17 protein-coding genes and 1 tRNA gene are annotated in these 20724 nt (G+C 64.7%); 13 read left to right on the top strand and 5 right to left on the bottom strand.

Going from position 1 to position 20724, the window contains the following annotated elements; all coding sequences use genetic code 11:
- Window positions 1-37 precede the first annotated feature (37 nt).
- From H4W01_RS06150 to H4W01_RS06135, 4 genes are all read right to left on the bottom strand, one after another.
- Window positions 38-1411 carry a cryptochrome/photolyase family protein gene (locus H4W01_RS06150; protein WP_209610316.1) on the bottom strand — a complete coding sequence of 458 codons (1374 nt, stop codon included), beginning with the start codon at window positions 1409-1411 and terminating at the stop codon, window positions 38-40.
- Window positions 1412-1590: 179 nt separating this feature from the next.
- The gene (locus H4W01_RS06145; RefSeq protein ID WP_010408528.1) at window positions 1591-2628 is read right to left on the bottom strand and encodes a 2-oxoacid:ferredoxin oxidoreductase subunit beta; all 1038 of its coding nucleotides are present in this window, start codon (window positions 2626-2628) and stop codon (window positions 1591-1593) included.
- A gap of 30 nt (window positions 2629-2658) precedes the next feature.
- Window positions 2659-4566 (bottom strand): 2-oxoacid:acceptor oxidoreductase subunit alpha, encoded by a 1908-nt coding sequence (locus tag H4W01_RS06140; RefSeq protein WP_209610315.1) that lies wholly within the window; start codon window positions 4564-4566, stop codon window positions 2659-2661.
- A 95-nt stretch (window positions 4567-4661) separates the two neighbouring features.
- The gene (locus tag H4W01_RS06135) at window positions 4662-5588 is read right to left on the bottom strand and encodes a histone deacetylase family protein (protein WP_209610314.1); all 927 of its coding nucleotides are present in this window, start codon (window positions 5586-5588) and stop codon (window positions 4662-4664) included.
- A 46-nt stretch (window positions 5589-5634) separates the two neighbouring features.
- Between H4W01_RS06135 and H4W01_RS06130 the strand changes: the two genes are divergently transcribed.
- The 13 genes from H4W01_RS06130 to H4W01_RS06070 all read left to right on the top strand — a co-directional run bounded on the left by H4W01_RS06130 (window position 5635) and on the right by H4W01_RS06070 (window position 20497).
- Entirely contained in the window at window positions 5635-6582 is a 948-nt protein-coding gene (locus H4W01_RS06130) for an alpha/beta hydrolase (protein WP_435804017.1), read from the top strand.
- A 17-nt stretch (window positions 6583-6599) separates the two neighbouring features.
- On the top strand, window positions 6600-7079 hold the full coding sequence (locus H4W01_RS06125; protein ID WP_209610312.1) for an RNA pyrophosphohydrolase: 480 nt from the start codon (window positions 6600-6602) through the stop codon (window positions 7077-7079).
- A gap of 62 nt (window positions 7080-7141) precedes the next feature.
- Entirely contained in the window at window positions 7142-8083 is a 942-nt protein-coding gene (locus tag H4W01_RS06120; protein WP_209610311.1) for a DUF481 domain-containing protein, read from the top strand.
- Window positions 8084-8129: 46 nt separating this feature from the next.
- A complete protein-coding gene (locus H4W01_RS06115; protein WP_209610310.1) occupies window positions 8130-9338 on the top strand; it encodes a hydrolase in 1209 nt (402 codons plus the stop codon).
- Window positions 9335-10351 (top strand): arginine N-succinyltransferase, encoded by a 1017-nt coding sequence (locus H4W01_RS06110; RefSeq protein WP_209610309.1) that lies wholly within the window; start codon window positions 9335-9337, stop codon window positions 10349-10351. The genes H4W01_RS06115 and H4W01_RS06110 overlap by 4 nt, the downstream gene beginning before the upstream one ends.
- Before the next feature lie 6 nt (window positions 10352-10357).
- Window positions 10358-11611 carry an N-succinylarginine dihydrolase gene (locus tag H4W01_RS06105; RefSeq protein ID WP_209610308.1) on the top strand — a complete coding sequence of 418 codons (1254 nt, stop codon included), beginning with the start codon at window positions 10358-10360 and terminating at the stop codon, window positions 11609-11611.
- A 65-nt stretch (window positions 11612-11676) separates the two neighbouring features.
- Window positions 11677-11895 carry a hypothetical protein gene (locus H4W01_RS06100; protein WP_010408505.1) on the top strand — a complete coding sequence of 73 codons (219 nt, stop codon included), beginning with the start codon at window positions 11677-11679 and terminating at the stop codon, window positions 11893-11895.
- A 68-nt stretch (window positions 11896-11963) separates the two neighbouring features.
- Window positions 11964-12866 carry a sulfate adenylyltransferase subunit CysD gene (cysD, locus tag H4W01_RS06095; protein WP_209610307.1) on the top strand — a complete coding sequence of 301 codons (903 nt, stop codon included), beginning with the start codon at window positions 11964-11966 and terminating at the stop codon, window positions 12864-12866.
- 122 nt (window positions 12867-12988) lie between these two features.
- Window positions 12989-14887, top strand: coding sequence for a sulfate adenylyltransferase subunit CysN (gene cysN, locus H4W01_RS06090; RefSeq protein WP_209610306.1), 1899 nt, complete (start codon window positions 12989-12991; stop codon window positions 14885-14887).
- Window positions 14884-15639: a 3'(2'),5'-bisphosphate nucleotidase CysQ gene (locus tag H4W01_RS06085; RefSeq protein WP_334685173.1), complete on the top strand. Its 756-nt coding sequence runs from the start codon at window positions 14884-14886 to the stop codon at window positions 15637-15639. The genes cysN and H4W01_RS06085 overlap by 4 nt, the downstream gene beginning before the upstream one ends.
- Window positions 15640-15727: 88 nt before the next feature.
- Window positions 15728-17074 carry an ATP-binding protein gene (locus H4W01_RS06080; protein ID WP_209610304.1) on the top strand — a complete coding sequence of 449 codons (1347 nt, stop codon included), beginning with the start codon at window positions 15728-15730 and terminating at the stop codon, window positions 17072-17074.
- 119 nt (window positions 17075-17193) lie between these two features.
- The gene (locus H4W01_RS06075; protein WP_209610303.1) at window positions 17194-19587 is read left to right on the top strand and encodes a TonB-dependent receptor; all 2394 of its coding nucleotides are present in this window, start codon (window positions 17194-17196) and stop codon (window positions 19585-19587) included.
- Between the two features lie 25 nt (window positions 19588-19612).
- A complete protein-coding gene (locus H4W01_RS06070) occupies window positions 19613-20497 on the top strand; it encodes a tyrosine-protein phosphatase (RefSeq protein WP_209610302.1) in 885 nt (294 codons plus the stop codon).
- Window positions 20498-20645: 148 nt separating this feature from the next.
- Here H4W01_RS06070 and H4W01_RS06065 read toward each other — a convergent pair.
- A tRNA-Arg gene (locus tag H4W01_RS06065) sits at window positions 20646-20722 on the bottom strand.
- Between the last annotated feature and the right edge of the window lie 2 nt (window positions 20723-20724).

Below are 20724 nucleotides of genomic sequence, written 5' to 3'. Positions count from 1 at the left end.
GCTTCCCTCGCACCCTCAGGGCGCGCTCGCAAGCGGTTCAATGCGCCTGTTTTACCGCCGCCAAGGCGCGCTCGCGCGCCGCGCGGTGGCCGATGATCTTGGGCGGATAGGCCGCGGGGCGACATCCGGCCTCGTCCGGGTCATGAATGGCCTCGCCGCGCACCTGCGCCAGCTCGGGCACCCATTGGCGAATATAGTCTCCAGCCTCGAATTTGGGCGATTGCACGAGTGGTGCCATGATGCGGACGAACATGTTGGCGTCGATCCCGGTCCCCGCAGTCCACTGCCAGTTGACCGCATTCGACCCGTAATCCGCATCGACCAGACAATCCCAAAACCAGCGCTCGCCCTCGCGCCAGTCAATCAGCAGGTGCTTGATCAGAAAACTCGCGGTAATCATGCGCACGCGATTGTGCATCCAGCCTGTCGCCCAAAGCTGCCGCATCCCCGCATCGACGATGGGGTAGCCAGTACGGCCCTGCTGCCATGCCTTCAGATCGGCAGCAGCATCCGGCCCAGTGCGCCACGGCAGCGTGTCGAGTGTGGGACGGCCGTTCCGGCTACCATAATCGGGCAATTGCAGGATCACGGTCTGCGCATAATCGCGCCAGCCAAGCTCGCCGAGGAAGGTATCGACCGATCCCCCCGCCCCGGCCACCGCGTGCCACACTTGGGCGGCCGAGACTTCGCCAAAATGCAGATGGGGCGACAGGCGCGAACTGCCCTCGACCGAGGGCAGGTTGCGGGTTTCGCCATAGGTGGCGGCATGGCGTTTGAAGCCGTTCAGTTTGTGATGGGCACCCGCTTCGCCCGGGGACCAGTCCGCCCCGAAGCCGGTCGACCAGTCGGGTTTGGTCGGCAGCAAGCCCCACTCGTCAAGCCGCTCGCTGCGCGGCCAATGCGCGGGCGCGGGAATGCTCGACGGTTTGGGCAGCGGCGCGGGCGGCGGCATCTGCTGCTGCAGCGCGCGCCAGAACGGGGTGAAGATCTTATACTGCCCGCCGCTGCCGGTGGTGATCGACCCGGGCGGTGCGAGATAGTTGCCGCCATGACAGACGAGATCGAGCCGCTTCGCCACCGCACGCTCGGCATTGCGCCACCACGGCTCGAAATGGCGGATGCAATGCACCCGGGTCGCGCCGGTTTCGGCGGCGAGTTCGGTGAGCGCCGCGTCGCACCTACCCCGCCGCAAAATCAGTCGCGATCCCGCCGCGCGCAGATCGGCATCGAGGCTGGCAAGGCTATGGTGCAGCCACCAGCGCGACGCACCGCCCATCGCATAATGTTTGGGCGTCTCGTCATCGAGGACATACAAAGGCACGACCGCCCCCTCCCCGATCGCAGCGGCAAGCGCTGGCTGGTCGGCCAAACGCAAGTCACGGCGCAGCCAGAGGATCGCGGGAGTCGTCAAGGAACATTACACACGCGAAGACGCGAAGGCGCGAAGGTTGATTTTAGGCCCGTGGAATAAGGTTGGTGTATGAAATTCAATTTCAAACCTTAAACAGTTCGTCTCAAGGTCTCGTTCAAACTATCTTTCCTTGGCGGCTTCGCGCCTTCGCGTGACAATCCCTCCGCAGCAGAAAGTCCTTACTCCGCCCGCGGTTCTTTCTCCACCTGCCACGTCTGGCCCTGGCTCAGCAAATGCTGGAGGTTGGGCGTCTTGCCCTTGGCGGCTTCGATGTTCTGCGTGACGACCGCGCTTTCGAAGGTCGGGGCGGGATCGTCGAACAGCACGCCCAGCGCCATCGGGAACGCCCCGAACGGCATTTCCACCAGCATGTGCGCCAGCCCGCGATTGGTCTGGTCATGGACGATCACGCCCGCCGCCTGCCAATCGCCATCGACCACGTCGACGACCTTGAGCACCAGCCGCTCGCGGTCCATCGTCAGGCCCTTGGTGCCGCCGTCGAACAGCAACGGCTTGCCGTGCTCGACCCACATCTGGCTTCCCGCCGCATTCTTCTTTTCGGTGAAGGGTGCGAACACATCGTCATTGTAGACGATGCAGTTCTGGAAGATCTCGACGAACCCGGTGCCCTTATGGGCGTAGGCCGCCTTGAGCACGCCGACCAAATTCTTGTGAACGTCGATCGCGCGCGCGATAAATCGCCCGCCCGCGCCCAGCGCAAAGGCACATGGGTTCGCCGGGCGATCGACCGAGCCGAACGGCGTCGATGGCGTGCGCGTGCCGACGCGCGAGGTGGGCGAATATTGCCCCTTGGTCAGGCCATAAATCTCGTTGTTGAACAGCAGCACCTGGCAATCAAGATTGCGCCGGATGAGGTGCATCGTGTGGTTGCCGCCAATCGACAACGCATCGCCGTCGCCGGTGATGATCCACACGTCGAGATCGGGATTGGCGAGCTTCACCCCCGTCGCCACCGCCGGAGCGCGACCATGGATAGTGTGGAAGCCGTAGGTTTCCATATAATAAGGGAAACGCGACGAGCAGCCGATGCCGCTGACGAACACGGTGTTTTCGGGCCGCGCGCCGATCTCGGGCATGGTGCGCTGCACCGCCTTGAGGATCGCATAGTCACCGCAACCGGGGCACCACCGCACTTCCTGGTCGGTTTCCCAATCCTTGGGCGTGGTGGACTTGGCGATAGGGGTCATGTCGTTCATGGGTGAAGACCTGAATTTGGAAGTGGGGTTTTAGAGGGCGGCCAAGGCTGCGTCGATCGCGGCCTCGATTTCGGAGATCAGGAACGGCTGCCCCGACACCTTGTTGAGCGGCCTGGCATCGACCAGGAATTGATCGCGCAGCACCGTCTTGAGCTGCCCTGTGTTCATTTCCGGTACGATGATCCGGTCATAACCCCTTAGCAAATCACCCAGATTGGCGGGCATCGGCCAGATGTGGCGGATGTGGATGTGCGCGACATCCAGCCCCTTCGCCCGCGCACGGCGCACCGCCTGATGGATTGGCCCGAAGGTCGAGCCCCAGCCGACGATCGCGAGCTTGCCCGAGGTTTCGCCGAGTTCGACGATCTGATCGGGCACCGCGATATTGGCGACCTTGTCGCGGCGGATGTCGGTCATCTTCTGGTGGTTTTCAGCACCGTAATCGAGGTTGCCGGTGCCGACCGCTTTCTCGATCCCGCCGATGCGGTGGAGCAAGCCCGGCGTGCCGGGCTTTACCCACGGACGCTTCAATTTCTCATCGCGGCCATAGGGCAGGAATTTCCACTCGTCCGGATTTTCGGATGCGAGCTTGTCCTTCATTTCCTGCTTGCCGGCAAACTCAACCGGGAACGGCGCATAGCTGCTCATATCCGGCACCAGCCACGGCTCGGCGGCGTTGGCGATATAGCCGTCGGTCAACAGCATCACTGGCGTCATATACTGCACCGCGATCCGCACTGCTTCGATCGCGCAATCGAAGCAGTCGGCCGCCGAACGCGCGGCGATCACCGGCATCGGCGCATCGCCATTGCGGCCATAGACCGCCTGATAGAGGTCCGATTGCTCGGTCTTGGTGGGGAGGCCGGTCGACGGGCCACCGCGCTGCGAATTGACGATGACGAGCGGCAGCTCGGTCATGATCGCCAGACCCATCGCTTCGCCCTTCAGCGCGATACCCGGCCCCGAGGAGGAGGTGACGCCAAGCTGCCCGGCATAAGACGCGCCGATCGCCGAGGCGATCGCGGCGATCTCATCCTCGGCCTGGAAGGTGGTGACGCCATATTCCTTCAGGCGCGACAGGAAATGCAGGATCGCCGAGGCGGGCGTTATCGGATAGCCGCCGAAGAACATCGGCACGTTCGCCAATTGCACGCCTGCCACCAGCCCGAGCGAGATCGCCTCGGCACCGGTGACGGTGCGGTACAAGCCCGGCTCTGCCGGAGCGACGCCGATGTGGTGTTGCTTCATCGGTCCGGCCAGCTCGGCGGTCTCGCCATAAGCGTGCCCGGCGTTCAGCGCGGCGATATTGGCCTCGGCCAGCACCGGGGCCTTGGCGAATTTCGACTTAAGCCAGTCGATGATCGGCTGCCGGTCGCGGTCGAACATCCACAGCGCCAGACCCAGCGTCCACATGTTCTTGCAGCGCAACGCTTCCTTGTTGCCAAGGCCGAACGGCTTGACCGCGTCGAGCGTCAATTGCGAGATGTTGAAGCTCAGCAATTGCCATTTGGCGAGGCTACCATCGGTGAGCGGATTGGCGGCGTACTTTGCCTTGGCGAGGTTGCGTTCGCCAAATTCGCCTTCGTCGGCGATGATCAGGCCACCGGCCTTCAACTGGCCAACGTTCACCTTCAGCGCCGCCGGGTTCATCGCGATCAGCACGTCGGGCGCATCGCCAGCCGTGTCCACAGCGGTCGACCCGAAATTGATCTGGAAGGCGGAGACGCCGAACAGCGTGCCCTGCGGCGCGCGAATTTCTGCGGGGAAATCGGGGAAGGTCGCGAGATCGTTGCCGGAAAGCGCGGTGGACAGCGTGAACTGCCCCCCGGTCAACTGCATCCCATCGCCCGAATCGCCCGCAAACCGGACGACAACCGATTCAGCAAGCGGGTGGGCGGAGGCTTCTTGGGGGGTCACTTCATGCGCGGCGGTCGCCATTACGTCTGTCCTGCGGGATATCGTTGTCATGCCCCTTATGCCTCAGAAGGCGGCGGGCCAAGGTAGTTTGAGCGCGGGGGAAGGCAACCGTTGCTTTAGGGCAACGGCGCAGGGCCAGTGATGCGGGCATCGTGATAGGCCTGCCCCAGCGTCAACATCGCCCGCACATGCGCCTCGGCCAGCACCGCAACGTCATGCCCATAGCCACCGCCAACGGTGCTGGCGAGCGCGATGCCGCGCGCCGCGGCGGCCCGGCCGATCAACGCATCACGCGCCACCAACCCCTGCGGGCTGAGCGCCAGACGGCCGAGCCGATCATCGGCCAACGGATCGACTCCCGCCTGATACAGGATCAGGTCGGGACGGTATTCATCGAGCATTGGCAGCACCGTTTCGCTCAGCGCTGCGAGATATGCGGCGTCCCCCGTCCCGTCCGGCAATGCAACGTCGCGGGTGGAGCGTGCCTTGCGCGCGGGGAAATTCTTTTCGGCATGGATCGAATAGGTGGCGATTCCCGGATGTCCGGCGGTGAGCGCCGCCGTGCCGTCGCCCTGATGCACATCGCAATCGACCACCAGCACGCGCCGCGCATCCTCCTCGGCCAGGCGAACGGCGGCAATGGCGAGATCGTTGAGCACGCAATAGCCCGCCCCGGTCGCCGCCAGCGCATGATGGCTGCCGCCCGCGCTGTTGGCCGCAAAACCGCGCTCGAGCGCGAGCTTGCCCGCAAGCCACGTGCCGCCCGGCACCACCGCCGCGCGCGCCGCGACCGACGGCGTGACGGCAAAGCCAATCCGACGCTCCTTTTCGCGCGGCACTCGGGCTGCCAGCACCTCGGCAACATAGTCCGGATCATGCACGGCCTCGAGCCAGCGCAATGGCATCGCCGGAGGTTCATGCCATTCGATCGCGGCACCGTGTGTGCGCAACAGGTCGCGGATCGCGGCGTTTTTGCTGAGCTGGCTCGGATTGGCGGATTGGCCGGAGGCGACATAGGCTGGGTGATGGACGACCGCGATCATCCCGCCTAGGTAGGCACGGAGCTGGCTCAGACCAATGGAGAGACGCGTGACCGAACCTTATGTCCGCCCCGATGTCGCGGGTTTCCTCGCCTTTCTCAACAATCTGCCCGGCCCCAAGATGTACCAACTGGAAGCCCCGGCGGCGCGCGCGGCCTATGCCGCGATGAAGGACATTGCCGATCCGCCGGTGGGCGATCTCGGCACCATCACCGACCTGACCATTCCCGGCCCGGCCGGAGCGATTCCAGCCCGCCTGTTCGACGTGGCGGAAAGCCGCGCGGCAGGGCCGCTCGTGGTCTTTTTCCATGGCGGCGGCTTTGTGATCGGGGATCTCGACACGCATGCCAGCTTCTGCGCGGAGGTTTCGCGCACGCTCGACCTGCCGGTGCTCGCGGTCGATTACCGACTCGCCCCCGAATCGCCCTGGCCCGCCGCGCCCGACGATTGCGAAGCGGCCGCGCGCTGGGCCGCCGCCAGCCCCGCCGCTTTGGGTCGCGAAGTTACCGGGCTGGTCACCTGCGGTGACAGCGCCGGGGGCAATCTGGCGATCGTCGTCGCGATGGCGCTGCGCGATGCGCCCGCCGCTGTACCGGTGATCGCGCAATTGCCCTTCTATCCGGTGACCGACACGACGCAGGACTATCCGTCCTACAGCCAGTTCGCCGAGGGGTATTTGCTGACGCATGACAGTATGAGCTGGTTCAATGCCGCCTATCAGGCCGAGGCCGAACATGTCCGCGCGTCGCCGCTCAAAGGCAATCTTGCCGGAATGCCCCCGGCGGTGGTGGTAACCTCCAGCCTCGACCCCATTCGCGACCAGGGCCGCGCTTATGCCGCCGCGCTCGCCCAAGCCGGCGTCCCGGTCGTTTACCGCGAGGCGGTCGGCAACATCCACGGCTTCATCACGCTGCGCAAGGCGATCCCCTCCTCGGTCGCCGATGTGGCAGCCGCATTGGCTGCCACCAAGGCGCTGATCGCCGAGGCCACCGCGTAACCCCGTAAGGACCGTTCATGACCGATATCGCCACCCTGCCCTACCGCCCATGCGCCGGGCTGATGATCCTGAACGCCGACGGCAAAGTCTTTGTCGGGCAGCGCATCGATGCCGAGGTCGAGGCGTGGCAAATGCCGCAGGGTGGCATCGACGCGGGCGAGGACGCGCAAACGGCGGCGATTCGCGAACTCGGGGAAGAGACCGGCATCGCCCCCGATAAGGTCGAACTGATCGCCATCGCCCCCGATGAACTGTTCTACGATTTGCCCGAGGAACTGGTCGGCAAGGTATGGAAGGGCAAATGGCGCGGTCAGCGGCAGCGCTGGTTCCTGTACCGTTTCCTCGGCAGCGATGCGGACATCGACATCGCCACCGAACATCAGGAATTCAAGGATTGGACGTGGGTCGAGCCGCACACCCTTCCCGAAGTGATCGTCGCGTTCAAAAAGCCGCTGTACGAACAGGTGCTTGCCGCTTTCGCACCGCATCTGCGCTGAACCGAAACCCGCTGGCGACGAACGCTATTCCGTTACGGCAATTGCCCCTCTATCAGGTTCGCATGCTTGCAATGCTGATCTTCGCTGCGCCCGTCCTTCTGGGCAACGCCGATCCGGCACCGCCCGCCCAAACGATACTCGCCGCAACGCCGCCTGCGCCCGCGCCCGCGCCGATTCCGCCTGCGGTCAAGGCGATGCTTGATGCCGCGATCGCGTCCAACAACGATGGCGAAATCGTCACCGTCGCCAAATATGCGCGCACCGCAGCCCCGGAGGCGGCCAAGGCGATCGATGCGCAGGTGGCAGCCTGGAAAGCCGCGCAGGAAGCGAGCAAGCGCGAGCGGATCGAGGATGCCGGCATTTTCGATCTGTGGCATGGCAAGGCCGAGCTTGGTGGCTATCTCACCACCGGCAACACCCGCGACGTTGGCGTCAGCGGGGCGATCGCGCTGACGCGCGAAAGCGTGCGGTGGCGGCATAAGGTCAATCTCGCGGCCGATTATAAGGAAAGCGGCGGGCTCATCAGCCGCGAGCATTTTCTCGCCGCGTACGAACCCAACTTCAAATTCTCGCCGCGCGCCTATGTCTATGGCGCGACGCAGTTTGAGAGCGATCGTTTCCTTGGCTATTATGACCGGTATTCGGCATCGCTCGGTGCCGGGTATAGCGCGCTGCGCGGCGGCGGGTTGAAGCTCGATCTTGAACTCGGGCCGGCCTATCGCAAGACCGATTTCACCGACTCAACCAAGGAAAATAGCGTCGCCGCGCGCGGCTCGGTCGATTTCGCGTGGAAGCTGTCCAAGGCGATCAACTTCACCCAGGTCGCCTCGGCCTATGTCCAGAAGATCAACTCGACCGTCAGCAGCACGACCGCGCTCAACGCGAAACTGATCGGCCCGCTCGCGGCGCAGCTGTCTTACGCGGTGCAATATGAGAGCACGCCGCCCGTCGGCCGGGTCGGCACCGACACCACCAGTCGCGCGGCGTTGGTCTATAGTTTCTGACCCGCATGGGGTGGAGCCTCCGCGCATGACCGGCTAGACCGCGTTCATGGTGGGGATGACAGACGACGAACGCGCAGCAATCGACCATGTCGCGACAGCGCCAATGCTGGCGCAGGTTGAGGCCTGGTCAGCGATCAATTCAGGCACGCGCAATCTCGCGGGCCTGGCGCACATGGCCGAAGTGTTGGCGGAGGCGTTCGGCGTGCTGCCGGGCGAGCTGGCGCTGGTGGCGGGCAACATGGCGCAGAACGTTGCCGCTGACGGCACGGTGACCGTGCTCGACCATGGCAAGCATCTGCACTTGGTGGTGCGCCCCGACGCCCCGGTGCAGATCCTGCTGACCGGCCATATGGACACCGTCTATCCGCTCGACCACCCCTTCCAGACGCTCACCACGCTGCCCGATGGCACGCTGAACGGACCCGGCGTCGCCGACATGAAGAGCGGGCTGGCGGTGATGCTGGCGGCGCTGTCGGCGGTCGAGGCAAGCCCGCTTGCCCCGCGCATCGGCTATGACGTCGTGATCAACTCCGATGAGGAAACCGGCTCCTTCTCCTCATCCGCGCTGATTGCCCAAGCCGCGCGCGGCAAGATTGCCGCGCTGACCTATGAACCTGCGCTTCCCGACGGCACGCTGGCCGGTGCACGCGGTGGCACGGGGAATTTCTCGATCGTGGTGACGGGCAAGAGCGCGCATGCCGGGCGCAACCCGGACGAAGGCCGCAATGCGATCGTCGCCGCATCCGATCTGGCGGTGCGGCTGTTCGCGCTGCGCAGCCCGACGCTCGCGGTCAATCCGGCGCGGATCGAGGGGGGCGGCCCCAACAATGTCGTGCCCGATCATGCCGTGTTGCGCATCAACTTCCGCCCCGCCGACCATGATCAAATCGCCCGCGCGCAAGCCGCGCTCGACCGCATAACCGCAGAGGTGGCGGCCGCGCACGAGGTGTCGATTGCGGTCCATGGCAGCTTCAACCGCCCACCCAAGCCAATCGACCCCGGTGCGGCCAAGCTGTTCACCTTGGTCAAGGAATGCGGTGCCGACCTCGGCCTCGACATTGCGTGGCGCGCGACCGGCGGGGTGTGCGACGGCAATACGATCGCAGCGTGCGGCGTCCCGGTGGTCGACACGATGGGCGCGCGCGGCGGCGCGATCCATTCGCCCGATGAATTCCTGATCGTAGACTCGCTGCCCGAGCGCGCCGCGCTCTCAGCCCTCACGATCCTGCGTATCGCCCAAAGGGGGGCCCTGTGACTCACGTAATCCGCGCCGCGCGCGACAGCGATCTCCAGCCGCTTTACGAAATGGCGAAATTGACCGGCGGCGGCTTCACCAATTTGCCGCCCGACCGCGCCGCCTTGCGCGCCAAGCTGGAACGCAGCGCCACCGCCTTCGCCCGGATCGAGGACAGCAAGGCCGACGATCTGTTCGTGCTGGTGCTGGAGAATATCGAAACCGGCGAAGTGCGCGGCACCTGCCAGATCTTCACCCATGTCGGGCAGAATTACCCGTTCTACAGCTATCGGCTGGGCACGCTGACGCAGCACAGCAAGGAACTCGGCCGCACCTTCCGCGCCGACATGCTGGGCCTCACCACCGATCTGGAAGGCTGCAGCGAAGTCGGCGGGCTGTTCCTGCATCCGGGCGAACGGGCGGGGGGCCTCGGCATGTTGCTGGCGCGCAGCCGCTATCTGTTCATCGCCCAGCATCGCATGCGCTTTGCCGATCGCGTGCTGGCCGAATTGCGCGGGATCATCGATGAAGCGGGGGGATCGCCCTTCTGGGACGGTCTTGCCGGGCGCTTCTTCGGCATGAATTTCCAGGATGCCGACCAGTTCAACGCGGTGCGCGGGCACCAGTTCATCGCCGACCTGTTCCCCAAGCACCCGATCTACATCGCCATGCTCCCCGAGAGCGCGCGCGCGGTGATCGGCCTGCCCCACCCCTCCGGCCGCGCGGCGATGCGGATGCTGGAGAATGAGGGGTTCGCTTATGAAAACTATGTCGACATCTTCGACGGCGGCCCGACCATGCTGGCCAAGACCGACCAGGTCCGCACCATTCGCGAGGCCCGGACCGAGCGCGTGGTGGCGATTGACGGCGGTGCTGGCGAGCCCGCGCTGATCTCGAAGGGCCGGCTGGCGGAGTTCCGCTGCACCTATGGCGCATTGCAGTCGCAGGAGGGGGGCGTGGTGCTGTCGTCGGCCACGGCAGCGGCGCTCGGCGTCGGCGCAGGCGATTCGATCAGCCATGTTGCGCGGAACTGACCGGTCATGATCCGCGAGATCAACTTCGACGGCATCATCGGCCCGAGCCACAATTATGCCGGGCTCAGCCACGGCAACCTCGCCGCGACGCGCAACGCTGGGGCGACCGCTTTTCCCCGTCGCGCCGCGCTGGAGGGAGTGGCCAAGATGCGCGCGAACCTCGCGCTTGGCCTGACGCAGGGCATTTTGCTGCCGCATGATCGGCCCAACACGCGCTGGCTCGCAGCGCTTTCGACCGAATATCCTACCGCCGATCCCGTATTGCAGGCGCAAGCCCTGTCGGCGTCGGCGATGTGGGCGGCCAATGCCGCGACGGTCTCCCCGGCCCCTGACACAAGCGACGGTCGCTGCCACCTGACCGTCGCCAACCTCGTCACCATGCCGCATCGCAGCCACGAAGCCGCCGAGACAGTGCGCCAGCTTCGGCTCGCCTTCGCCAACCCCGCTTTTGCGGTGCATGACGCGATCCCTGCGCCCTTCGGCGATGAAGGGGCCGCCAACCATATGCGGCTGTGCGAGCGGCATGATGCGCCTGGGATAGAGCTGTTCGTCTATGGCGTATCGGGCGGCGGTTTTCCGGCCCGTCAGCGGCTTGAGGCGAGCGCTGCGGTTGCCCGGGGCCACGCCCTCGACCCGGCCCGCACGCTGTTCATCGAGCAGGCCCCCGAGGCGATTGCGGCGGGTGCGTTCCACAATGATGTGGTGGCGGTAGCGAACGAGCGCGTGCTGTTCGCGCACGAACTGGCGTTCGCCGATCGCCTGGGCACCTATGCCGCGATCCGTGAGCGCGCGCCCTGGGCCGAGATCGTCGAAGTGCCCGCAAATGCGGTCAGCCTCGCCGATGCGATCGCCTCCTATCTGTTCAATGCGCAATTGGTGACACTGCCCGATACGACAATGGCGCTGATCGTGCCGCAGGAAGCGCGCGAGAACGCGGCGGTCTGGCGCTGGCTCCAGACGATGCTGGCGGGCAACGGGCCGATTCGCCGGGTCGAAGTGGTCGATGTGCGCCAGTCGATGGCCAATGGCGGCGGTCCCGCCTGTTTGCGGCTGCGCGTCGTCGCCGATCCCGCCACGGTCGATCCGCGTTTCCTGGTGGAGGATGCGCGGCTCGACACAATTGCCGCGGTGATCGAGGGGCATTGGCCAGAGGCGATCGCGCCCGGCGATATCGGCGATGCAAACCTGCTGGCGCGCATCCGCGACGCCCGCAATACGCTGCTGGAGACGCTCGAAATCGTCGAGTTAATTTACACTTAACCATCAGGCTAAACCCAAAAGCACGCAAATCCGCCATTGGCCCGGCGCTTGCTTAACCTTTTCGCATGTGGACAAAGTTTTCTCGCCTGTTCGTCATCAAGAACAAATTCGAGGCGTTCGCGGTGATCTATGCGCTTGCGCTGGGCGCGGTCGAACGGGGCGTCCATTATCTCCAGCAATATCCTGGGTTCGGGGGGTGGCTGCTGTTCGCGGTGTGTCCGCTCGCCGTGTTCATGGCGGGTGCGCGCATTCTCGACTCGGTCGAGCATAACAGCGCGCCGTGAGCTTGCTTTATGCCGTAACAGGATAAGTTGATCGCACGGCCGTTGTTCTGCTCTATCTGGGGCTGATCATGTCCGTCGCCCTGACCCATCTCCAGCGGCTCGAAGCCGAGAGTATCCATATCCTGCGCGAAGTCGTCGCCGAGGCCGAGCACCCGGTGATGCTCTATTCGGTCGGCAAGGATTCCGCTGTGATGCTGCATCTGGCGAAGAAGGCGTTCTTCCCAGGCAACCCGCCCTTCCCGCTGCTCCATGTCGACACGACCTGGAAATTCCGCGCAATGTACGATCTGCGCGATCGGGCGGCGCAGGCTGCCGGAATGGAGTTGATCGTCCACAAGAACCCCGACGCCGAGGCGCAGGGGATCAACCCGTTCGACCATGGCAGCCTGCATACCGATTTGTGGAAGACCGAAGGGCTGAAACAGGCGCTGACCGCAGGCGGCTATGACGTCGCCTTTGGTGGCGCGCGCCGCGACGAGGAGAAGAGCCGCGCCAAGGAACGCATCTTCAGCTTCCGCTCGGCCAGCCAGCGCTGGGACCCCAAGGCACAGCGGCCGGAACTGTGGCACCTCTACAATGCGCGCAAGGCGAAGGGGGAGAGCATCCGCGTCTTCCCGCTGTCCAACTGGACCGAGCTCGACATCTGGCAATATATCCTGGCCGAAGGGATTGAGATCGTCCCGCTGTATCTGGCAGCGCCACGCCCGACGGTCGAGCGCGACGGGATGCTGCTGATGGTCGATGACGAGCGCTTCCGCCTCGCCCCCGGCGAAGTGCCGGTCGAGCGCTCGATCCGCTTCCGCACGCTCGGCTGCTATCCACTGACGGGCGCGGTGGAGAGCGAAGCGACGACGCTGCCCGAGGTCATCCAGGAAATGCTGCTGACGACCACGTCGGAACGCCAGGGCCGCGCGATCGACCACGACCAGGCGGCGAGTATGGAAAAGAAGAAAGCGGAGGGGTATTTCTGATGGGGATCACCACTTCTCCCTCTCCCCTTCGGGGAGAGGGTCGGGGAGAGGGGCAGTTACAGGTGCCCTCCCTCGACACAGCCCCTCTCCCCAACCCTCTCCCCGGGGGGGAGAGGGAGTATTTGCCCGACTCCCTCATCGCCTCGGACATCACCGCCTATCTCGAACAGCACCAGCGCAAGTCGCTGCTGCGCTTCATCACCTGCGGGTCGGTCGATGACGGCAAGTCGACGCTGATCGGGCGTTTGCTCTACGATTCCCGCGCGATTTTCGCCGATCAGCTTTCCGCGCTGGAGGCGGACAGCAAGCGGGTCGGCACGCAGGGCCAGAATATCGATTTCGCGCTTCTGGTCGACGGGCTCGCCGCCGAGCGCGAACAGGGCATCACGATCGACGTCGCCTACCGCTTCTTCGCGACCGAGAAACGGAAGTTCATCGTCGCCGACACACCGGGCCACGAGCAGTACACTCGCAACATGGTCACCGGTGCCTCGACCGCCGATGCCGCCGTCATCCTGATCGATGCGCGCAAAGGTGTGCTGACGCAAACGCGCCGCCACAGCTTTCTCGTCCATTTGCTGCGCTTGCGCCACGTCGTGCTGGCGGTGAACAAGATGGATCTGGTCGGCTATGACCAAAGCGTGTTCGACACGATCGTCGCCGATTACCGCGCCTTTGCCACAGCGATCGGCATCACCGATTTCACCGCGATCCCGATATCGGGCTTTGTCGGCGACAATATCGCTACCCGCTCGGAGGCCACCCCCTGGTATGCGGGGCCAACGCTGATCGAGCATCTCGAGACGATCGACGTCGAAACCGATGTGGCGCAAGCGCGCGCCTTCCGCATGCCGGTGCAATGGGTCAACCGCCCCGATCTCGATTTCCGCGGCTTTTCCGGGCTGATCGCGAGCGGCAGTGTAAAGCCGGGCGACACCGTGCGCATCCTGCCCTCGGGCCGCACCAGCAGCATCGCGCGGATCGTCGCGATGGACGGCGATGTGCCCGAAGCCGTCGCTGGCCAATCGGTCACGCTGACGCTCACCGACGAAGTCGACTGCTCGCGCGGTGACGTCATCGCCACTGCCGACAATCCGCCCCAGGTCGCCGATCAGTTCCAGGCGACGATCGTCTGGATGGCCGAAACGCCGCTGCTGGCTGGGCGCAGCTATTGGCTGAAGCTCGGCACGCAAACCGTGGCGGCGACGGTACAAGCGCCGCGCCATGCGATCGACGTCAACACACTCGCCGAGCTGTCGGTCAAGACGCTCGCGCTCAACGATATCGGCGTGGCCGAAGTCTATACCGATCGCGACCTGGTGTTCGAACCCTTTAGCGAGGGCGCGGATCTTGGCGGCTTCATCCTGATCGACCGGGCGACCAACGCCACCGTCGCGGCGGGAATCCTGCACTTCGCACTGCGCCGCGCGCAAAACGTGCACTGGCAGGCGATCGACATCACTCGCGCCGCGCATGCCGCGCAAAAGGGCCAGACGCCGCGCTTGCTGTGGTTCACCGGCCTGTCGGGCTCGGGCAAGTCGACCATCGCCAACCTTGTCGAAAAGAAGCTCTATGCGCTCGGCCGCCACAGTTTCCTGCTCGATGGCGATAATGTGCGGCACGGCCTCAACAAGGATCTCGGCTTTACCGATGCCGACCGCGTCGAGAATATCCGCCGGATCGGCGAAGTCGCCAAGCTGATGACCGATGCCGGGCTGATCGTGCTGACCGCGTTCATCTCCCCCTTCCGCGCCGAACGCGAGATGGTGCGCGCGATGCTGCCCGAGGAGTTCGTCGAAATTTTCGTCGATACGCCGCTGGCTGAAGCCGAGGCGCGCGACGTGAAGGGGCTGTATGCCAAGGCGCGCGCGGGCAAAATCGCGAACTTCACCGGCATTTCGAGCGCCTATGAAGCGCCCGAGAGCCCCGACATCCGCATCGACACGCTGCGCGAAAGCCCCGAAGCCGCCGCCGAGCGGATTGTCGAACATATTATGGGCGTATGGAGTCCCGACCTTTGAGCCCACAGACCGACGCCCAACTCGCCCGCGACGTCGCGCTTGCCGCCGGCGCGCTGCTGATCGAGCTTTGCAAGGCCGGTGCGTGTGCCGATAACGAGCTTGGCGATCGCGGGGACGCCGAGGCCAATGCGCTGATCCTGGACTTGCTCCATAGCGCGCGTCCCGACGATTTCATCCTTTCGGAAGAAGCGCAGGATGACCCCGCACGGTGCGGCGCGCGGCGCGTGTGGATCGTCGATCCGCTCGACGGCACGCGCGAATTTCGCGAGCGGCGCGCGGATTGGGCGGTGCATATTGGCCTCGCGATCGATGGCGTGGCCGTGGCGGGCGCGGTTTCGCTCCCCGCCGCCGGTCGTGTCTTCGCCACGGACGATTCCTTCCCGTCGCTGCCTCCCGCCCCCACCCGGCCGCGCATGGTGGTCAGCCGCACACGCGCGCATCCGCTGGTGCTTCGCGTCGCCGCCGCGATCGGTGCCGAACTGGTGCCGATGGGCTCGGCGGGGGCCAAAGCGATGGCGGTGGTGCAGGGCGATGCCGAAATCTACCTCCATACCGGCGGGCAATATGAATGGGACAATTGCGCGCCTGTGGCGGTCGCCCATGCCGCCGGGCTGCATGCCTCGCGCATCGACGGATCGCCGCTGCGCTACAATTGCGAAAATCCGTTGCTGCCCGATTTGCTGATCTGCCGCCCGGACTACGCGCAAGCGGTGTTGGCGGCCGTCGCGGCCGAGAATCCCACACCGGGATGAAGCCGCTCAAAACAGGCGATTGTTTCGATGGTGAATCGGCTTTAAACCCCGTCTGACCGGACGCCCGTCCGCTCGCGGGAGATCATCGGTGCGGCTGTTTTCGGGACTGTTCCTGCTGCTGGCAGGTCAGGCGTTGCTGGTTGCCGTGCTGCCGGGCAGCGCGCTGATCGTCAATCTGCAGCGCGGACAGCATGCTTATCTTGAAGCGCAGGACCGCCAGTCGCTGATCGCGTTGAGCGCCTTGATCGCGACGCAGATCCGCGCCGGAACGCCGTTGGCCGCTGCCTTGCCGGCCGCACAGGAAATAGAGAACCAGAACACTGCGGCTGGAGCGGCGCTTCCACCGCTGAAAAACCGAGTCGCGCTGTACACCGTGGACGGTGCGCGTCTGGCGGGTGCAGCCCCTGATGCAGAAGGCGTCCGCGCCGCCCAGCCGGTGATGCTGGCAGGGCAAAGGCGGGCCATTCTTAAGATCGTCGCGGGCAGCGGGCAGACGCTGGCAAGCTACACATTCATGCGCGATCAACTGCTGGGGATTGGGGCGGCCGCCGTCGCGACACTGCTGCTTCTGCTGGGCTGCGGCTATGGCATCGCCGCGCGCTGGGTGCGCCCGCAGCGCGCGCTGTTCCGCGCCAGCCGCGCGATCGCCCACGGGGATTTCGCAACCGATTTCAACGAGACCGGCCCAGTTGAAACCCGCGCCACGATGCGCAATCTGGCCCACATCGCCCGCCGCTTCGACCGGCTCGAATCCGCGCGGCGCACCTGGCTGGTGGCGGTGTCCGAGGAATTGCGGGTTCCCGTTCTTCGGCTCGGTGAAAACGTTGCGGCTTTATACCACAAGATGCCGGACAAGCAGCGCGAGTTTGCCGAGGTCGCAGAAGGCGTGCAGCGCTTGCAGGAGATGGCGGAGGATCTCCACGCCGTCGCCTTGGCCGATCTCGGGCGTCTTCCGGTCACCTTCGCCACGGTCGATCCCGTCGCGCTGATCCACAATGCGGTCTGGGCCAATAGCCGCCGCGCGAAGGCGCAATCGGTATCGGTGGAACCCGGCCAACTGCCCGCGACGACAGTGCTGGTGAAATGGGATGGCGCGCGGATCGAACAATTGTTCACCGCGCTGATCGAAAGCAGCCTGCGCTACACACCCGCCGGCGGGCGCATCGCCTTGGGGCTGGAGGGGCATCGCAACGCGTGGCGGCTGATCATCGACGACAGCGCGCCGGGCGTCGACGTTGGATTGGCACAGCAATTGTTCGAGCCCTTCTATCGCACCACCAAGCTACCCGGAGAATCGGTCACCACCTCCGGTCTTGGGCTTGCCACCGCCCAGGCGATCGTCGAGGCGCATCATGGGCGGATCGAGGCGGGGCCCTCTCCGCTGGGCGGGTTACGCGTTACGGTCATTTTACCGGCGACACCGCCAACCGCATGACGGCGAACGCCCCTTTCCCCTATAATTGTGCGTCGCAACATTTCTGAACAATATTCGTAACGCACGCGACACGAAATACGCACACGGAGCCCTGACAGTTCTTAAGAACGGGGGATCTAATGTTTACCAATCACCACACCGTGATGGTTCGGCTGCTCGCCGCGACCGCGTTTTGTTCGACCATCGCTTTGTCGCCGGCCTTTGCGGCGACCGCACCCGAGACCGCGCCGACACCGCCGGCCGCCGCTGCCAGCGAAGGGGACCAGCTTGGCGACATCGTGGTGACCGCAGAAAAGCGGCCCCAAACCGCGCAAAAGACGCCGATCTCGATTTCGGTGCTGAGCGGAGCCGATCTTGCGAACCGCCATGTCGTTTCGCTGGCCGACCTCACTGACGGGTCGATCCCGTCGCTCAAGGTCGCGCCGTTCTATTCGCGCAACTCGGCGCTGATCGTGAACATTCGCGGCGTCGGCGTGCTCTCGGACGGCAACCAGCCCGCGCGCGACCAGGGCGTCGGTGTCTACGTCAACGGCGTCTATCTCGGCCGTGCGCAGGGCCTTGGCACCGCGCTGTTCGACATTGACAGCCTAGAAGTGCTGAAAGGCCCGCAGGGCACGCTGTTCGGTCGCAATACCGAAGGCGGCGCGATCAACATCACCACCAAAAAGCCGACCGGCGAGTTTCACGCAAACCTGCTCGCGGGTGTCGGCAATTTCGGCAGCTATAAAGCCGAGGGGCATATCGACTTGCCGTCGGTCGCCGGAATCGCACTGAAAATCGATGGCGTCGTCAGCCGCCGCGACCCACTGGTGAAGAACACGCTGACCGGCGCATCGGGCTTCAACGCCTATGACAAGCGCGGCGTTCGTGTCGAAGCGCTGTGGAAGCCGACCTCGGATTTCAGCGCCGATTACGCGTTCGACACTTCTTATGATGCCTCGACGTCGCTGTATCTGCAGCTCCTCGGCCTTGGCACCAACAAGCAGGCCGCGCTTGGCACCGTCCAGGCGACGCGCGCCGACGTTGCCAATGTCGGTGTTCCCGAACAGCCCAGCGTCGGCAAAGTACACGGCCATGAGTTGAATCTGGAATATCACCCGGCGCGCAATCTGACGATCAAGTCGATCACCTCGTATCGCGCCTTGACCCAGAGCCAATATGATAACGGTTCGGCTGCGACGACCATGTCGAACGCCTCGGGCGTGTTCACCAACGTCGCGTTCAGCCGCTACAGCCTGGCGCAGTTCCGTCAGAACCAGTTCAGCCAGGAACTGCAGGCGATCGGCGAACTTGGCCGCCTGAAGTACGTCGCGGGTGCACTGTATTACCGCGAAAACGTGCAGGACAACGCCCAGGCCTTTGCCACCAATCAGTTCACCGATGCGGCTGGCAGCGCCTACACCATTCTGTCGCTCAACTATGACGCGCAGCGCATCGACCGTGCCAGCCATGTCAGCACCACCAGCGTCGGCGCCTTCGGTCAGGCGACCTACACGCCCGCGCTGTTAGACGACGCGATCCACGTCACCGGCGGTCTGCGCTGGACGCGCGATGCCAAGCATGGCCAGCTCTTTACGGTGAACGGCGCGGCTCCGGTGGTGTTCGGCGTCAGCGGCACGCGCTATCTCGATGCGCATTGGTCGCGCGTCGATCCGATGGTCAACGTCCTCGTCGACGTGTCGCGCGACATCCATGTGTATGGCAAATGGAGCACGGGCTATAAATCGGGCGGTGCCAATTCGCGCTCGCTGCAATATCTCGCTTTCAATCCCGAAACGGTGTCGGTGTTCGAAGCCGGCCTGAAGACCGAGTTCTTCAACCGCCACGCCCGCTTCAACATTTCGGCCTATGCCGGCACGTACAAGAACGTACAGGTCGATTTCTCGGGCCTGTACGAGACGGTCATCAACGGCGTGTTGACGCGCAGCAACCGCACGACCACCGAGACGCTCAACGCGCCCGGCACCGGCGGCATCCACGGCGTCGAAGCCGATTTCAAGCTCACCCCGGTTCCGCACCTGACGCTGGGCGCATCCTATGCGTATACCTATGTGCGGATCCCCTCGACGGCCAACCCGTTCCCTGCGACCGCAGGCGGCTCGGTCAACAACACGCCGGTAGAAATCTACCAGACCTACACCCCGAAGCACGGTGCCAGCGGTACGATCGACTATGAAATCCCGCTGCAAGGCGCGACGGTCCGCGCGCATCTCGACGGCAATTACGACAGCGGCTTCTACGCCAACGCGACCGACCCGCTCTTCCTGGGCGCGGGCAACCCCGGCAACGTGTACCAGCCCAAGGGCGACAGCGCGTTCATCGTCAACGGCACGCTGGCACTGGCCGATATCGATATGGGCCGGGGCGACGCGCGCGTGACGGTCTCGGTCTGGGCGCGCAATTTGTTCAACGAACAGCATGTGTTCTACCGCGCGCTCAGCCTCACCAGCGGTTACAACGGCTTCTTCAACGAAGCGCGGACCTTTGGCGGGCAGGTGCAGGTGAAGTTCTAAGACGATCCGATCCAGGAGACCGACCATGACGATCGCCCCGCTTCGCTTCAAAATTGCCTTCGCTGCTTTGGCCACGGTAATGATGGCAAGCGGGGCGGCAGGTCTGCCCGCCTGGGCCGATACCCGCATCGCAACGGCGGCACCGCAGGAGCGGTTGCTGCCGTTGCAGGGCGGCCGCAACTTTCGCGACCTTGGTGGCTATCGCACCACCGATGGTCGTCACGTCAAATGGGGCCTGCTGTTTCGTTCGGGCTCGATGCACGGCCTGACCGACAGCGATTATGCCTATCTCGAGCGGCGCGGGATCCGCGTCGTCTGCGATTTCCGCGACACGCGCGAACGCGCGTCCGAGCCGGTCAACTGGCCTGCAGCGGGCGCACCGCGCGTGCTGAGCGACGACTACAAGCTCGACATGGCGGGCTTCATGCCAGCCGGGCCGATGAAGGATTGGACCGCCGAATCGGCGCGCGCGGCGATGGCGGCGAGCTACCCGCATATGCTGGTGCAATTTCACGACCAATATCGCCGGATGTTCGACGAATTGCTGGCGGGGCATGCCCCGCTGGCCTTCAACTGTTCGGCCGGCAAGGATCGCACCGGGGTCGCCGCCGCCTTGCTGCTGACCGCGCTGGGCGTGCCCCGCGCCACCGTGATAGAAGACTATCTGCTCACCAACCGCTATCTCAACGCCAGCACGCTGCTGGCGAAGGACAGCAAGGCAACCGCCAGCTCCATGGGGCAAATGCCGTCGCCGGTGATGCAGGCGCTCCTGAACGCCGACCGCAGCTATATCGAGGCTGCCTTCAAGGTGCTCGATTCGCATCGCGGCGGCGCGCGCGGCTGGCTTCATGACGAAATGGGATTGTCGGACGCAGACCTTACGCGCCTGCGCCGCAGCTACCTCGAATAGAGCGTCTCGCCGCCGTAAGGGCACAAGGGCGAAGCACAGCGCAGTCTTTGGAACAGCGTGGCGTGCGCCACTGCGGTCTACCGCCGTGCCTGTCGCGGCGTCTCCGGGAACCCCGGTAACGTCCTGCGATCAGACACTTTTGAAAGAATGGTGCACCCAGAGCGATTCGAACGCCCGACCCTCAGATTCGTAGTCTGATGCTCTATCCAGCTGAGCTATGGGTGCGT

The sequence above is a fragment of the Sphingomonas sp. PL20 genome, from assembly GCF_017875905.1.
GTDB lineage: Bacteria > Pseudomonadota > Alphaproteobacteria > Sphingomonadales > Sphingomonadaceae > Sphingomonas > Sphingomonas echinoides.
This window is presented reverse-complemented; position numbering and strand designations above follow the sequence as displayed.